Consider the following 15,260-nt stretch of genomic DNA (forward strand, 5'->3'; position numbering starts at 1 on the left):
GCAACTAAGTTGTATTTTATTTTACCAGCGTGGCCCGCCTGTAGTAAATAAAAAGCCCTTCAGCAGCGCTGAAAGGCTAAGATCATTACTGCACTTGTATTTTTCCAAAGCGGTATACTATCGGTACTTGCACAGCATCATCTGAATAGGTTATTCCCACGGCAGTTAACCTGGTGAATAGATTATTCAACCCGGCTCTTTTCTTCCAATTTGATCAATTGTTCTAAAATTCTAATGGAAGCATCTTTCTTCACTTCCGCTAAATCCGATTTGCCACCCTGAAATATTTCTTTTACCCATACCAGGGACTCATTATCCGGAAATTTAGCCAGTTGATCGTTCAGCCAGATCCCGGCATTAGCCCTGCTGGTTGTTTTTCCAGCGCCCACAGGGTAACCAACGCATTGGCCGGAATGAAATTCCTGACCGTATTGTCAACCTTAGGATGAAAGCGGGTGATCTTATCCAAAGATGCTTTAGCCTGATCCTTGTCGCCTGTTTTATGCCCGCACTGGTACATCAGCCAATCTTCCAAGCGCTCGTCCACCTCCTCTTCGTATGGTTTCCCTACCCCTAAATGCTGAGGCCATTCCCGGGCTTCCCTGATAAAGGTCAGTGCCTTTTTATACTTCTTATTCTTTATTTGCTGTAGCGCCTGCATCAATTTCGCTTCCCGGTACAGTTCACGGCCTTCTGTAGCCCCTTCAAATGGAATGATGTTTAATTTGGAAAGCAGCCTATCCCCTTCAGCATATTGCTTATTTAACAATAATGTTTTGGCATAGAGCATGCCCATAATGTAAGTGGAGGAATGTGTTGAATAGAAATTTCCAGCCACCAGTAGCGCAGTATCCTCCCGCCCCTGACGGATATAGCATTCGCCCAGCAACTTGTGATAACGCCACTCCTGGTTATCCAATGCCATGGCCCTGGTAAGATCCCGTAGTATTTGCTCCGGTTTGTTTTCACTGGCCAAGGCACGGGCAGCATAGAAAGGCGCATAATCCGGAATTTCCTTCAGCTGTTGCAACAGCATACTGCTTTCTGCTAGCCTGTTCCTGTCTTTATAAATAAGCGCCAGCCAATATTTGGGTTTCCAGTCATCGGTTTGTTGGGTCACCCATTGCAACATAGCGGCAGTTTCGGAACGAAAAGGAAATATGAATGCCGGTGATGATTGATTGGCCTTTTCCAGTTGCGACTGAAACGCCCTACCCTGCTGGTGATTAAGATAAGCCAGCCAGTACACCACCAACGCATTGGAGGGGCCAGTTTCAGTACTTCTATGGCTTCTTCTATACAACCTGTATTAAAGTAACTGATGGCAAGCTCCAGGTAAGACTCCCTGGGTTGTTCGTTGCGGATCAACGATGTAAAACTATCCCTCTTCTGTTTCGACGATTCCCATAAGTAATTTTCAAAACGTGCAAAATGGCTGAGTGGGTCCAGGGTCAATATTGTATCCAACACAGATACCGCATTTTGCTGCTGACGGAGATAACGAAGGGCTATGGCTTTTGATTCATAAGCCGAAAGGTCATAGCGATTAAAGGCAAGCGCTTTATCCGCATAGGTCAATGTCTTTTGATAGTCCTTTCCTCTCAAATATAATTTGCTTAAGGCAGTATAGGCGGCACTGCGGTAATCTACTGACAGAGCCGCGAGGTCCAACCCATCTTTGGCGTCAACCAGGTGACCCAACGTTGCATTCACTAGTCCATAGTAATAATTCGCGGCACCATCGTGGGTATCAATAGCCAATGCCCGGCGTGTCAGTTCCAGCGACTCCGCATAACGCAGGTTCCGAAAGAACAGGGCCGCCAGTTTCGTTAAAGCCGGTAAAAAATTGGGGTCCTTTTCCAGCGCCGCCACTAATTTCATTTCCGCTTCAACATAGAGCTTTTGATCCATAAACTCTTTTCCAGCGAGGTATAATCCATAGACACTGTTCCAGTCAAATTCCTGGGAACATCTACCGGCCGGGAAAGATCGTTAGCCGCTGATGGCAGATGATATACCAAGCCCGCTTTCGGGAGGCTTGCTGTGAGGTTTCGGGAATCGGCTGTAAGTTTAAGAGAGTCAGCAAACGTTTGTAATACCCGTCGGGAAATGGGCTTCCGATATATTACCTGGTCACCGGCCTTTATTTCCAGTGTATCATCAATCGGTTGAACGGGTGAAAAATAAAGTTTCAACCACCCATTTTCGGGCTTCATGTTGAACGCCCCAAATTCGTTGGCTTCCACGAATCCGCCGGTACGCAATACAGGGTACCAATATTCAATCCATTCATCCGTGGAATAGGGTGCGAAGCTCCTATGCTTAAAAGGCGACAGGGTACTTTTCTCTGCATTTTGATTGAACAATCGCCCCGATTGTACTTCAACATACTGCCCATCATCATCGGTTAATAACTTCTCCCAGATCATGCCCTGCTGTGACAGGCCCCATATCCATATTTTCTTTCCCGCCTTATCATCATGAGGCGCGTATCTTACCATACCCAGGTCATCATCATGCCAATAACCCCCAAAGAAAGGTGTATACTTTCCAAATACATGATAGGATTTGTAGCCGCCGAAATTGTTTTGTTCATAGAAAGCCAGGTTCTTACCGTTGGACTTATTCATTGGCCAGTCGGCATATTCACCGTCGTGACCGAGGTATTTGGTTCCGGGGAAAATAAACTCCAGGTTTCCTTTAGCCTTTAATCCTGCATTCATCCAGTGATAATAGGGCTGTTCCAACGGCGTACCATTATGCCAAAAAGACCTTGTCGTAAAATAGGCTTTATCCGCTGGCAGGTTAATCTCGATACGCCAGTTTGTTCTTGTCAACTGGTCCTGCACGCCAATAATACAGCTTACACTACCGTCCTTATTGGTTCGTACAAGGTAATCAACCGGTGAGGCACAATTAGGCGTATGACCAATAATGCCATAGTTGGTTTCAATGCCACCGCTGGTCCACGGTCCCCGCATCGCGATATCACGAAACTTTACTACCTGGTTATTATAAATAAACGATTGATTCGTTGATTTCTCAATAGCAGACCAGATCTTCCCTCCTATTTCTGGTAAGATGGAAAGTTTAATATAATCATTCTCTAACTCTACTACTTTCCACTCCTTTTGAACAGGAGCGTTGGTAAAACCGTCAAACCGGAAATAGGGATAAATTTTGCTGAAGGAAGGAATAGGGTTGGGATCGGAAAATGGATAAGTGGTGAATACCTTATTATACTCATTGACCTTTGCCCTTTGTGCCATTGCATATTGCAGGCAGAACAATGCCACAAGCAGGACCAGCGATGTTTTTTTCATACCAGGAAACGCGTTTGCCGGTTTTGAGAATTATTAGAAATGGACGCCACTTATTTTACTTCCTTCACCACCAACAACCAACCCTTACCTTTTGGCACAGTCAGCTTTTCCAAATTTTTATTGGATAAAGTGAATGCCTGCGAGGGCTGAAAATTTTTAATGGCTGGAGCCTGTACGATACAATTAGCCGGGTTGATGCCTAATTTTTCCCAATCAATATTTATATCTACCGTCGTATCGGAATTGGCCCAGCTCGCGATGGAAATAAGTGCAGCCCCCTTCTTCTTATAAACGGTGGCCAATACTTTTGAATCAGTGGTCCTGACCGGGCAATTTTCACTCCAATAACCAATCATCTCAGTGCCTTTCATACCAAAATCATCCCACAATTGCCAAAGGGCCCTTGGGTCAGCATCATTGCTCCAGGGCATGCGATTGGTCATCCGTAGATCATGCCGCGCCATGGATTACCACCCCCTTCCAGCATCTCGCCCATCAATCCGAAAGGGATACCGCTCACTTCCGTAAGGAAGAAATCCGGGTCACTCTTTTCATAGTCAAAATATTCGCCAAACCATAAGCGGTTGAGATAAGGGAAATGCTCCATGTACAAGTTGGCACTGTTATTAAAGCCATCGCTTTTATTATATTGGTTGGCCGAGTGCAGATCAATGATGCCAGGATGATTGTTTAGTGTAAGTACCCGTTTGACCCTTTTCATCGTAATGCGGTCAAAAGCTACGTCATCAAATAAATGCCATCAATACCTACATTTTTACGAGCCAGTTTATCCCTTCCACATAATAGTTGTGCCACCGGCTCATGCCGCTGTTGACAATAGCAGCATCCTTAATTTCCGGAACAAACCAGGCAGCTATATAGTCGCTGTCAACGTGCTCCTGCAGCCAACTAAAGCCGCCTCCTTTGCCAGGAGAATAGATCTCGTGACCAAGGCTTCTTAAAGCAAAAGTCTCATAAGCATGATTCGACAATTCACGGACGGTGTTATAAATTTTAACCTTCAATCCCTTCTGGTGCGCCTCGTCGATATAAGTCTTCATTTTAGCATGCTCAATGAAGGGATAGTTGATCCAGGGATTGATCTCATTGGCGTGATGGATATTGATCACCGTAGCCCCTGTTGCTTTAACTGTGTCAATTTCCTTGTACCGATGGTAAAAACGGGTAGCCCATTGAAAGTCTGTATTGATCGGATGAAAAGGCGTTATCAGCAAAGTGAAATTATAAAATAACACCTCCCCTTTTTTTCATGTTCCGGCTACCACTGTAATTGTTTACCAAAACAGTATTATCTTCCTCACGAATACTGATACCTCCTTTGTTGTCATTACCCCACGATGAAGGCAATACCAACGGCTTCTGCAAGTAAAAATTGGTATTCAGGGGCGCACATAACGTTCATCACGCAAGGAATACTGCAGACCTGCATTTACATCTCCCAACCAGGCGCCGTCCTGGTTTTTATTCGCCACATCCCACTTCCAATCAAAGCCCGAAGGGCGGTAACCGCCCCGCTGGCCAAGCCCCATCATATATTTGGCAGCCGATTGATGCATCGGCAATTGTAAGCTGGTATTGTCAAGCGATACATCGTTCAGTGCCGTTACTTTTACTTCATAAGCGACAAAGCCATCAAACTCAGCCGAGGCCGTTACCTCCATTTTTAACGCATTCGATATACTGGTACTGGTCCACTTAACCGTTCCCGCCTGTATAGTTGTAAACTTCAGGCCAGTATTTCTCCAGGTCAGCTTTTTATTCCCTGCCAATTCCGCCATCCACTGTATTGGTTGAACCAATATATTTTTAGGCGTGGCAGCATAACCCGTCATTTCGGGGGTGAAATAAGTTTGTATTTGTTGCGGGAACCCGTCTGGTTTGATGATCATTTTTCTACCCAGCATACTGATGGTGTTCCCTTTAACCTGTAGGGGCGTATAAGGTGCGATGACACTATTTTCCTGGGCAAGGGTAGAATTCAGCCAATGCAACCTGGTCATTTTCCAGGGCTCACTGATCCCTCCGTCTGTTAGCGTTGCAGTACCTACTGTAAGTTGGATGCGTATGGTTTGAGGAGCCGTATTTTTGCTTTTATTGTTGCAATGCCCGAATACAATCCTTCTTTTGCCTGGGCCGGTATGTTGATGCCACACCATAGCGCCTGGATCTCCTGTCGGGGATAGCTATTGTTTTGGCAAATGACTTTCCATCATAATTAATGCCGGTCGTATTAAAGCAGGAGATCAGCGAAGCTGGTAATTTCGTCCCTGCCGGGGTTGTTAGATCACTAAAGGTAACATTTACCTCATCCAGATCTTGCAGTGCATATACTCCCAGTTGCCAGGTATAGAATTCCCCTTTGCGCGCCTCTGCATTAAAAGATGTTTGCACCCCTTTTTGTATCCAGCTATATGGCAGGTCATTCCTCATCCGGATGGAACGCTCCCGATCTTCCGGGAAAACGAGAAAAGGCTTTCCTGCATTCCGCGATAGTAACTCATCCGTTTCTTTTGCAGTGGCAATAACTTCCATGGGGAAATAGCTATTCAAAGCATCTATGGACTGAAACTCCACGACGGCAGCAGTTGACCTGGATGCAACCTTCGCTGCGTCAGCCATTGTGTTTATCCAGGGCTCCGAGGCCGTGTTTTCCGGCTTCAGGTAGGTTCCCCTGGGATAATTGGACCTGCCTTCATTCTTATAGGGCATATAATAAATATAATACTGCCCTTTACCTGAAACCGGTTCAAAGTAAACTTCTCCATACTCCCTATTGACGACACCGGGTTTAGTATTCAGTATCTTCAGTCCCGTTTTGGCATCTGCCACGATGATACGCCTGTTTTGCGGATCCTTATCCCTCCTTCGCCAGGGGATAGTAACCTTCGCTAAGTTACCCTCACCTTCAAACAAAACAACAGCGCGATGGTTGCCCAGTGAATCCGGATTCCAGCAACCGTCGCATACGGTATACCTGATCTCCTGTGCAGTCGAAAAACGGGCGCTAATGCCAAAGCCGCCCCTAAAACTGTTTCTGATAATGAAAAACTAATCCGTCCCATATGCTTCATGAAGTAGTGAAATATTTTGTGTTCCCTTAATAACTGGGCTTTTTGCCCTGCTTTTTCCAATAGTCGATAATGGGTTGATAAGGACCGTACTTATGCTGCGCAACAGAAAAGGTATCGGCAAATGGAGCATGGTCGTAATCAATTGCTTTTTCGTCTATATGCGGATAGTCAAAGGTCCTGGGGTCCGGCCTTTTATGCAACACATCATTGTTTACATAAGCTGCGATGTCCAAAGCCTCTTCATCGGTAAGAAAAGGTTTATTGACCATCACTTTATCATAAGGCATGTTCGCTTTCAACCATTGTGCCTGTTTAATGACACGGTGCATGCTGGAACCCGGTTGATAACCACTGGCGCCCCACAAAGGAGGATACACATAAGTTGTCTTATCCGCATTGAGCTGGCCTTCCCCGTCTTTTCCGTGACATCTTACACAATTGAGATCATACAATATATTGCCCCGTTCGGAACTGGCTGCCATGGCGGGAAAATCTACGCTCATGTTCTTACCACCTTTGAAAGGCTTCCCTTTCGGTACAAAACCATTGATCCACTTAAAGTAGGACAGGAAAGCAACCATTTCTTCACCATCCAGCGGCAATGGCTTGCCGTTATGGGGCCTCATAACGCAATTATTAACCCGTTCTGCCAGGGTTAATATCTTCCCTTCCCTTGCCCGGTATTGCGGATAATTATCGTGCGTGGCCATCAGGTTAAACGAAAAGGTTTTGTTCCCGCATCCTGGTGACAATTGGTGCAGTTCATGATATTTCCCAGGTAGCTTCCTTTAACCCCTTTGGGGCCTATATAATAAGCGGTATTGATCATTAGTTCTCGGCCGTAGCGGACTGCATCACCAAATTTATCCAGTCCAATCAAAGCCGTGTCTACAATAATGAATTGCTCCTCCTGGGATAACGCGGGTTTTCCTCCCCTGCCGATGACAGACAGGAATGGAAAGCAATGACGCAAAAACTGATAACCACACAGATGGTAACTACACGTATCATGATCTTAATTAAGCAGGTTATTAAAACAAGATTTACCAATCATTCGCTCGTAAAATAACTATTCCAGAGCCCCTTCGGAATATATTCGGCCCGGTAAGGAACGAAGTAACAGTTCAGCTCCCATAAAATGTTCCCCTTTTCACCAGTCACCATCACGGCCCCGGTTTTGGAACTGGTTTGTAAGAGGTTCCTGTTCGGCAACACATAGGCGCTTCCCATGCGGGAAGTATATTTGGACCTTGGCAAAATGGCATTAATTTTTGCGGTGGCTGTCCAATGAACCGTATCCAATGAAAAAGAAACAGCCCCGGATTGCTTTTTCCATATCGAGTTATCAAACACCATGAGGTCTCCATAGGGATTGATATGTACTGAATGCTGAAAAGAGAAGTAATTGGTGGTATCCATTTTGAAATCACCACCCTTGCCCAGCTTCCACATAATTTTTCCGGTAGTTGCATTGATTTTCCAAACCTGGTCCTCCACAGCCAACGATACCAGGTAATTGCCATCTGTATCGAAGCTTAATGAATTAATATGAAACCGGTCATAGGCAAATTGCTGTATAAAAGGATCGTTCTTGATATCCCACACATCCCAGCAATTCCACTCCCAGATCTTATTCCCCGCCGTATCCATCACCATGATGCCATCACCACCCAGTGTGTCGATATTCTTCCCTCCTACCAGTTTCATGTCGAACACTTTACTATTCCTGGTTAGCGTTACAACATGCCCGTTCTTGTCCATCTTCACATCATGGTGTATGACCTTGTATTTACCCCCAATACAGTGTCCATGTTGATCCGCCAAAGCTGATTGCCATTCAGATCTATCTCGGCAATGGCCGTACCGCCCGCAAAACCCATAGCTCCGCGGCGGATCGGTTTTTCCATCTCCCGCAAGGAGTCGGCTTCCTCTTTCGGCGTGTCGTCAATAACATCTTTCATCGGCGGTCGCAGCATGGCCAGTATCGTTCCCCTGGGTGTGATGGTAGCGGCCCTTACGCCGATATCGTCGGTTTGCCAGTACCACCTAACCGATCCTTTACCATCCACCATGGCAATATACCCGGGCAATCTGGCATTGCACAGCATTACCATACCATTGCCCAAAGCACCGGCATCATGTGGATTATCTTCTTTTACCCAATTATGTATTAACCAGGGAGATTGTTTCCGTGTATGAAATGAAAAGGTTTTCGAGGAAGCATTGACAAGTTTATCTATAACTACTTCGTAATGGTAGGTGGCATCCGGTTGCAGCAGCAATAACCTGACCGTATGCTCCATTGCTTTACCAGTGGTCGCGGTTCTAAAAATTTCTCCGGAACCCTCTTTCCAATACCTGATATACAACGCTGCTGTTGCATTCAGTTTCACTTTCACGTCTTCGTTCATCGCATAGTTTCCCGGTGAACTCAACTCAATACTTTTGATCGAAATCGAGTTGTTCAGGTACAAGGCAATACCGGTGGCTGCCAGGCCCAGCAAAACCACCAGGATCAATACTACTTTTGTTCGTTTTCTATTCATCACATACACTTATCTTGATCGGATAAACTTCCCCCTGGCAACAATCATTGCCAGGGGAAAATGATATTATCAGGGGATCCTTGTTGCGTTGGCAGCGGACATTTTATTATTCAACTGAGCATCCACCAAAGGATACGGGAAATATTGAGATTGGGTTTCACCACCGGCGCCAGGCCACGGGCAATCAAATAATCGTTGCAGGTGGATTCATATTTTCCAAAACGGATCAGATCCGGACGCCGCTTGTATTCAAATACCAATTCAAAGCCTCTTTCATCAAGTATCTTCCGGGCCATATCTTCTTTGGTCGTTGGGGTCGGAAAACCCGGAGCCGCACCATATTGTGGAGCGCCTGCCCTGGCCCTTATCTGGTTGAGATAAGGCAAGGCTGCCGCGGGCCCGCTTAATTGGTTTTCAATTTCGGCCTTATTCAAAATAACATCCTCAATGCGTAAAACAGCAATGGTACGGCCATCATAGTAAGAATTAGACACCATTTCATAGGAGTACTTTTTGGTGGCCACATTCTTTAAGAACTTCGTAGTATCATTGGGCGGAGTTGTTTGTCCCGGAGCCGGTAACATATAATAGTATCCATGTGATGTAGTAGCATCACGGGCAGCTGCACCTTCATAGTTATAATAAAAGAACTTCTTTCTGGGATCCTGGTCATTGTACTTTCTCCAAAACTCTAATGAAACAGCATAATACTGCCAGCGGTCAGGAACTTCACGGCTGTCCATCGGCCCAAAATGGTTGGTGATCTCCCCACCATTTAAAGCAGGTTCATGCAGGATACAAAAAATAAACCCTTTGTCAAATTTGTTGCTTTCGGACCATACATTCTTGAAATCCGGATTCAACTGATAGATCCCCTGGGTTTTCAAGTCCAGCACCATATCGATATAGGTTTTGGCATTGGTATAGTCATGCGCCCGGAGATACACCTGTCCCAGTAAGGTAGCGGCTGCACCTTTTGTTGCCCGCGATAAACCTTCATTCGCATTCCAGGATAACGGCAGGTTCTCGATTCCATACTTACAGTCTTCCATGATGACTTTATCCACTTCCGATACAGGACTTAAGTCCATGTCTAAAGTTTTGCCCGGCGGGATAACCGTAGTGATCAATGGAACAGGTCCCCATCCGTCGGTTAGATCGCGGTAGGCCAATGCCCTTAAAAACTTCGCCTGCCCAATGATCCTTTTTTTCTTCGTTTCATCCATCGTTACCGCATCAATTTTCGACAACAACACATTGGCATTGCTGATCACCTCATACATATATTGCCAGTTATACCGTATGTAGCGGTTATTGGCGTCATAGGTAAAATTGCTGAGTTTGGTTGGGTCACCAGCCGCCGTGGAAAATCCCATATCCGTTGTATAATCAGTTGTCATAACGAGGTACCCGTTATAATACATCCAACCATCTCCCGGAAAAGGCGCCAGATCGGCATAAATGCCTGTCAACGCCGCATTGATATCACTTTCTGTTGAATAAGCGTTTGCCGTAGTTAGATCACTGTATAGCTCCGGCTCTAATTTTGTACACCCCACAGCAGTCAACACCGCAAGTATTATAATTGAATATTTCATTGTTTTGTTTTTATACCTACTAGAAATTGAGGTTTACACCAATCGTAAAGGAACGCATGCTGGGATACGAGTTAAAATCGAGCCCGGCGCCGGCATTGGCTGTTTGTCCACCCGTTGAATTGGATTCATATCCCTTGGTATCCACTTCAGGATCCCAGCCACTGTATTTTGTGATCGTAAACAAGTTTTCGACCGTAGCATACAGGCGCAACGATTGAAAGATCTTCGAATTGGCCGGCACGGTATAACCCAGTGTAACATTTCTCATCCGTAAAAAGGAGGCATTCTCTATAAAATGAGAGTTGACATAGCCACCGTATTTGGAATAATAAAAACCGTTGCGTGGAATATCAGTATTGGGGTTTGAAGGCGTCCAACGCTTCAACGATTCAGTAGTCCTGTTCCATTCCAGGTTCATGCGCGACATATTGAGCAGCTTATTGCCCACTGATCCGTGTACAAAAACAGAAAGATCAAAGTTTTTATAATTGAACGTATTGGTAACCCCATAAATGAATTTTGGATTGGCAGAACCGAGGATTGTCCGATCAAAGTTGTCAATCTTCCCATCCGGTTTTCCGTCAGGCCCGGAAAGGTCCTGGAATTTTGGATCCCCTGGCTTGGAATTGGGTTGCGCCGCATAGTTTTCTCCTGCTTGCAATACACCGGCATATACATATCCATATAAAGGAGCCTATCGGTTCACCTTTCCGTATCACCGCAAATTGCTCTTCAGAAACAGTTCCTATGGGCTTTGAGGAGGTCAGGGAGATATCGCCGCCGCCGCCAATATCGAGTACTTTGTTTCGGTTGATCGCCACGTTAAGCCGGGTATCCCATCTAAAGACACCCACCAGGTTGCGCGTGGTCACTTCCAGCTCAACACCCTTGTTTTCGACCGAGCCAACATTGGCAAGACCTGAAGTAAAGCCGGAATACAGCGGAAGGTTTTTCTGATCAGCAGATCAGATGTTTTTATAGTATCCATCTATTGTAACGAGTAAGCGGGAGTCAAAAATCCCATATCCAGGCCGGCATTGTATTGGTCGGTAGTTTCCCATTTCAAAGCCGAATTCTCAGGGGTTGACTGATTAAGGTGTGTACCGGCTGTATTACCGGATCCATCAAATGAAACACGGGTATTGCTCATTAAAGCCAGGGAGGCATAATTCCCTATCTGGTCATTACCCGTTTTACCATAACCGAGTCTGAATTTTAAACTGGAGAACAGGTCCAGGCTTTTGATGATCTTTTCCCTGTCCAACCGCCAGGCAAAAGCACCTGATGGGAACGAACCCCACTGATAATCTTTACCAAAACGAGATGAACCATCCCGGCGCAGGGTGAGTGTAAGCAAGTATTTATCGAGGTAAGAGTAATTGAACCGGCCGAAGAAGGATATCAATATATTCTCAGATTTAGCCGATGAAATACCCGTTATCGTAGAAGCCGCTCCTAAGTTATTGAACGAAAAAGGTCGGTGGAAAACCCTTTTACACCAATATTACGGAGTTCCGAAATGGTCTTTTCATAGGCGTAACCACCCAGTATACTAAACGAATGATCTCCCTTGAGCTTTTTGGTATAGTTCAACGTTGCATCCAGCAAGTGGTGCGTTAAAGTGCCATCATTGGTACTGGCCACCCCATTGTCAATGCCCCCTGGTAAGTAGACCGGGGTAAATACCTTCCCGTAAAATTATGTGCGATCTCAACACCGGCATTTACCCGGCCGGTAAGCTCCGGTATCGGTTTAATTTCTAAATAGGTGTTTCCGTTTAACCAATCTTTTCTCAATTCATTCTGGCGGCCGAGCAGGTTGGCTAATGGATTATCTCCCTTTCCCCGGAGGCCGGCCAAAGGTACCATCCGCATTGTATACAGGCACCGTTGGATCATAGGTTAAGATGCCCAGCAATACGTTTTGCTGCAATATGTTTCCGCTATAGTCCTGGATATTTGAATTAGAACGTTGTCCGTACACCGACGCCCCCGCTCTTATATAATCGTTTATTCTTTGATCAACATTAATGCGGGCCGAGATGCGGGAAAATCGGTGTTCTCTAAAACGCCCTTTTGCTTAAAGTAGCCAAGACTGGTAAGAATCTTTGTTTTGTCATTTCCACCTTCGTACTGAATGGTATGGCTTTGTACAATGCCCGACCGGGTGGTTTCCTTGATCCAATCAGTATTGACGGTTGATTTCAATTGGGATTCGGTATACACCGCAAACTGTTGTCCCTGTTGTCCATCAATTTCCTGGTACAGTTCATTGGCCAGCAACATGTATTCCTTTCCATTCAGCATATTCAGCTTGTTAATGATCTTTTGCGTACCCATATACCCATTATAAGAAACCTGGCTGTTGCCATTGCGGCCTCTTTTGGTAGTGATCAGGATAACACCATTGGCCGCCCTTGCCCCATAGATAGCAGTAGCAGAAGCGTCCTTTAATATTTCCATCGAGGCGATATCATTGGGGTTGATATCCGATCCGTTCGATGTGGGAAATCCATCTACTACATATAAAGGTTCATTGGTACTGCTGATAGAATTGGCTCCGCGAATCCTAACCGAGATGCTGCCACCGGGCGCTTTCGAGTTTTGTGTTACCAACACCCCGCAGCTTTCCCCTGTAAAGCCTGCGCAGCATTACTGATCGTACCGCCGAGGGTAAGATCGCTGGATTTCAGGCTGGTCACAGCTCCTGTCAGATCACTTTTCTTTTGCGTTCCATAACCAACAACAACTACCTCTTCCTGTTGAACAGCTTTGATCCTGAGCACTGCATTAACTTCCTGCTTGCCAGCGATGGAGAGTTCCAGTCGCTCGGTCGTCACCGAACTAAAAACCAGCATAGTTGCCTCGTCAGGCACTTCCAGTTTGAATATTCCTTTATCGTCGGTGGTGGTACCAATTGTGTTATTACCTTTTACGTAGACAGAAACGCCGGAAACGGGTTCGCCTTTTTCATTCGTAACACGGCCGTGAATGGGCTTCAAAACAGGAACCGCGTATTCATTAACCCCGGCATCAGTTGATGCCACCCGCTCTTTGGGATAGATCAGGATCGTATTATCCTCCTGCCTGAAACCTAGCCGAGTTGAAGACAATATAATCTCGAGTGTGGTGGAAACAGAACGTGTGTCTTTTTCCAAATTGATATTCGTATACTTGGCTACCTGCTGCAGGATGTAGGCAACCTTAAATCCCGACAGTTTCTCAATTTTATTAAGTGCATCACGTAAAGAAACATCACGCAACTCAAGCGTAATTAATTTGTCTTTCAATGGCTGGCCGAATCCATTGCCAGCAACCAGGAATTGAATGGATAAAATCATACATATGACCAGTCCAATACTCACTTTCCCCATAAAAGATACATTTAATTGAGGTTGCACCCTGGCCCATCGCCTACATAGGCGAATAATGCCAGAAGTAATTGGCTTTTGCATAAATTGCAATTGTTTAAAATGATAATCGATTGTTTTAAGCAACCCCTCAAAGCTTTCCACGGCGGGAGGGGTTTTTCATTTATCCCCCAGTTGACGGTGGAGGTTTTGAATGATGAATGCGCAGCTTAATTTTTCTTTTCATCCAGCTAATTGTTTGGTTTTCGTTTTATTTTTCACATCCCTGGCCATCCAGTAATACACTTTTATTTTCTGTCATGGTATAACTGGAATTACTGATAATACATAATACGTCCAGCACTTTCTCTAAAGGTTCAGTACCATTAAAATAGGCTTTGATCGTACAGTTTTGTAAAGCGGGATTCTTGAATTGTATGGGTACATTATACCGGCGGTTCAATAATTGAACAGCTTTGTCGAAAGAGATATCTTCAAATGCCATCTCCTGTTTTGTCCAATCGGTTACGATCGCCAAAGCATTGACCTTTTGTTGTTGGCCAGGCTTTTGTTCCTCAGCATTATAGGTTACTTGTTGGTCTGGTGTCAAAACAGCCAGTATCTGTTGTTTCTTTTCTACCCGCACTTTTCCACGGGTAACCGCTATGGTAATTTTTTTTGATCCCGGATTGGCATTTATGTAAAATGCCGTACCTAAAACAGTTGTTTTTACCTCGCCGGTATGAATAATGAAGGGTCTTTTTCGTCGTGAACGATATCGAAATAGGCCTCGCCCACCAGGATCACCTCTCTGGAGTTACCTGAAAAGTTTCCGGAATAATCAAGTTTGCTGTTGGCGCGGAGCACCACTGTACTACCATCAGGCAAAGTGAGATGCCGGGTATAATCCGTTGTTTTATCCAGGATGGTCTTGTTGAGTAAAGGGCTTGCCGGCTCCGGCTGCTTCTTGTCCTTGCTTACCGGCCATTTAAGTACTGCTATACTCAATATAATGAGTGCAGCCACTGAAGCGGCCATTCGCCAGGGTGTTATCCAGCTGTTTTTAACAACAGGTGTATTATTATGTTCTTCGGAGATGGCATGCTGAAGTTTATTGAATATTTTTTCCTGAAGGGCGCTGGCTGTTTCCTCGCCAGGCCATTCGATCGAATCCGGAGCCTGTTGGTTATACCACTGTTCAAATAATTCCTTTTCTTCAGGTGTAATGGTTCCCTTCAGCCATTTTGCTGCATATTCTTTTAGCTGTGCCTGTGTAAGGAAGGATGGCATGAAGATTACTGGTTTCCTATATAGCGTGCCGGAAGCCTCTTCTACCCTTAGTCTGCCAAAAC

General features: G+C 45.3%; 18 protein-coding genes and 2 pseudogenes. All 20 read right to left on the minus strand.

Annotated features, from left to right (window positions below):
• Positions 1-340 precede the first annotated feature (340 nt).
• The gene (locus RS881_RS34245) at positions 341-1,132 is read right to left on the minus strand and encodes a tetratricopeptide repeat protein (RefSeq protein ID WP_315814863.1); all 792 of its coding nucleotides are present in this window, start codon (positions 1,130-1,132) and stop codon (positions 341-343) included.
• The gene (locus RS881_RS34250) at positions 1,117-1,911 is read right to left on the minus strand and encodes a tetratricopeptide repeat protein (protein WP_315814864.1); all 795 of its coding nucleotides are present in this window, start codon (positions 1,909-1,911) and stop codon (positions 1,117-1,119) included. The genes RS881_RS34245 and RS881_RS34250 overlap by 16 nt, the downstream gene beginning before the upstream one ends.
• On the minus strand, positions 1,878-3,323 hold the full coding sequence (locus RS881_RS34255) for a DUF5107 domain-containing protein (RefSeq protein WP_315814865.1): 1,446 nt from the start codon (positions 3,321-3,323) through the stop codon (positions 1,878-1,880). The genes RS881_RS34250 and RS881_RS34255 overlap by 34 nt, the downstream gene beginning before the upstream one ends.
• Positions 3,324-3,373: 50 nt before the next feature.
• Positions 3,374-3,787, minus strand: coding sequence for a hypothetical protein (locus RS881_RS62640; RefSeq protein WP_527250362.1), 414 nt, complete (start codon positions 3,785-3,787; stop codon positions 3,374-3,376).
• Complete coding sequence (locus RS881_RS62645; protein ID WP_527250363.1) at positions 3,763-4,044, minus strand: hypothetical protein; 282 nt, start codon at positions 4,042-4,044, stop codon at positions 3,763-3,765. The genes RS881_RS62640 and RS881_RS62645 overlap by 25 nt, the downstream gene beginning before the upstream one ends.
• Before the next feature lie 46 nt (positions 4,045-4,090).
• On the minus strand, positions 4,091-4,579 hold the full coding sequence (locus tag RS881_RS34265; RefSeq protein ID WP_315814866.1) for a glycoside hydrolase domain-containing protein: 489 nt from the start codon (positions 4,577-4,579) through the stop codon (positions 4,091-4,093).
• Positions 4,566-5,500, minus strand: a pseudogene (locus RS881_RS62650) (hypothetical protein). Before RS881_RS62650 ends, RS881_RS34265 begins: the two are co-directional and overlap by 14 nt.
• Positions 5,436-6,257, minus strand: coding sequence for a glycoside hydrolase domain-containing protein (locus tag RS881_RS62655; RefSeq protein WP_527250364.1), 822 nt, complete (start codon positions 6,255-6,257; stop codon positions 5,436-5,438). The pseudogene RS881_RS62650 and the gene RS881_RS62655 overlap by 65 nt, the downstream one beginning before the upstream one ends.
• Before the next feature lie 184 nt (positions 6,258-6,441).
• Positions 6,442-7,125 (minus strand): c-type cytochrome, encoded by a 684-nt coding sequence (locus RS881_RS34285; RefSeq protein WP_315814868.1) that lies wholly within the window; start codon positions 7,123-7,125, stop codon positions 6,442-6,444.
• Between the two features lie 340 nt (positions 7,126-7,465).
• Positions 7,466-8,176 (minus strand): arylsulfotransferase family protein, encoded by a 711-nt coding sequence (locus tag RS881_RS34290; protein ID WP_315824699.1) that lies wholly within the window; start codon positions 8,174-8,176, stop codon positions 7,466-7,468.
• 2 nt (positions 8,177-8,178) lie between these two features.
• Positions 8,179-8,964 carry a fibronectin type III domain-containing protein gene (locus RS881_RS34295; protein WP_315814869.1) on the minus strand — a complete coding sequence of 262 codons (786 nt, stop codon included), beginning with the start codon at positions 8,962-8,964 and terminating at the stop codon, positions 8,179-8,181.
• Between the two features lie 107 nt (positions 8,965-9,071).
• On the minus strand, positions 9,072-10,559 hold the full coding sequence (locus tag RS881_RS34300; protein WP_315814870.1) for a RagB/SusD family nutrient uptake outer membrane protein: 1,488 nt from the start codon (positions 10,557-10,559) through the stop codon (positions 9,072-9,074).
• A 19-nt stretch (positions 10,560-10,578) separates the two neighbouring features.
• On the minus strand, positions 10,579-11,220 hold the full coding sequence (locus tag RS881_RS34305) for a hypothetical protein (RefSeq protein WP_315814871.1): 642 nt from the start codon (positions 11,218-11,220) through the stop codon (positions 10,579-10,581).
• Positions 11,221-11,547: 327 nt separating this feature from the next.
• Positions 11,548-11,964, minus strand: coding sequence for a TonB-dependent receptor domain-containing protein (locus tag RS881_RS34310; RefSeq protein ID WP_315814872.1), 417 nt, complete (start codon positions 11,962-11,964; stop codon positions 11,548-11,550).
• A gap of 50 nt (positions 11,965-12,014) precedes the next feature.
• A complete protein-coding gene (locus RS881_RS34315) occupies positions 12,015-12,203 on the minus strand; it encodes a hypothetical protein (RefSeq protein WP_315814873.1) in 189 nt (62 codons plus the stop codon).
• Between the two features lie 365 nt (positions 12,204-12,568).
• Positions 12,569-13,177 (minus strand): TonB-dependent receptor plug domain-containing protein, encoded by a 609-nt coding sequence (locus RS881_RS34320; protein WP_315814874.1) that lies wholly within the window; start codon positions 13,175-13,177, stop codon positions 12,569-12,571.
• Complete coding sequence (locus RS881_RS34325; RefSeq protein ID WP_315814875.1) at positions 13,168-14,073, minus strand: DUF4974 domain-containing protein; 906 nt, start codon at positions 14,071-14,073, stop codon at positions 13,168-13,170. Before RS881_RS34325 ends, RS881_RS34320 begins: the two co-directional genes overlap by 10 nt.
• A gap of 106 nt (positions 14,074-14,179) precedes the next feature.
• Complete coding sequence (locus RS881_RS34330) at positions 14,180-14,554, minus strand: FecR domain-containing protein (RefSeq protein WP_315814876.1); 375 nt, start codon at positions 14,552-14,554, stop codon at positions 14,180-14,182.
• Positions 14,555-14,608: 54 nt separating this feature from the next.
• Positions 14,609-14,659 (minus strand): annotated as a pseudogene (locus RS881_RS62360) (hypothetical protein); the annotation flags it as partial.
• Positions 14,638-15,198: a FecR domain-containing protein gene (locus tag RS881_RS34335; protein WP_315814877.1), complete on the minus strand. Its 561-nt coding sequence runs from the start codon at positions 15,196-15,198 to the stop codon at positions 14,638-14,640. The gene RS881_RS34335 and the pseudogene RS881_RS62360, both read right to left, overlap by 22 nt.
• Between the last annotated feature and the right edge of the window lie 62 nt (positions 15,199-15,260).

This window comes from Paraflavitalea speifideaquila (assembly GCF_032395985.1).
In the GTDB taxonomy this organism is placed as follows: domain Bacteria; phylum Bacteroidota; class Bacteroidia; order Chitinophagales; family Chitinophagaceae; genus Paraflavitalea; species Paraflavitalea speifideaquila.

Bases quoted from the DNA above. Each gene is read 5' to 3' on its own strand.
- RS881_RS34245 (WP_315814863.1), bottom strand. From the start codon at position 1,132: ATGTTGCAATGGGTGACCCAACAAACCGATGACTGGAAACCCAAATAT.
- RS881_RS34250 (WP_315814864.1), bottom strand. From the start codon at position 1,911: ATGGATCAAAAGCTCTATGTTGAAGCGGAAATGAAATTAGTGGCGGCG.
- RS881_RS34255 (WP_315814865.1), bottom strand. From the start codon at position 3,323: ATGAAAAAAACATCGCTGGTCCTGCTTGTGGCATTGTTCTGCCTGCAA.
- RS881_RS62640 (WP_527250362.1), bottom strand. From the start codon at position 3,787: ATGGCGCGGCATGATCTACGGATGACCAATCGCATGCCCTGGAGCAAT.
- RS881_RS62645 (WP_527250363.1), bottom strand. From the start codon at position 4,044: ATGAAAAGGGTCAAACGGGTACTTACACTAAACAATCATCCTGGCATC.
- RS881_RS34285 (WP_315814868.1), bottom strand. From the start codon at position 7,125: ATGGCCACGCACGATAATTATCCGCAATACCGGGCAAGGGAAGGGAAG.
- RS881_RS34290 (WP_315824699.1), bottom strand. From the start codon at position 8,176: ATGGACAAGAACGGGCATGTTGTAACGCTAACCAGGAATAGTAAAGTG.
- RS881_RS34300 (WP_315814870.1), bottom strand. From the start codon at position 10,559: ATGAAATATTCAATTATAATACTTGCGGTGTTGACTGCTGTGGGGTGT.
- RS881_RS34335 (WP_315814877.1), bottom strand. From the start codon at position 15,198: ATGCCATCCTTCCTTACACAGGCACAGCTAAAAGAATATGCAGCAAAA.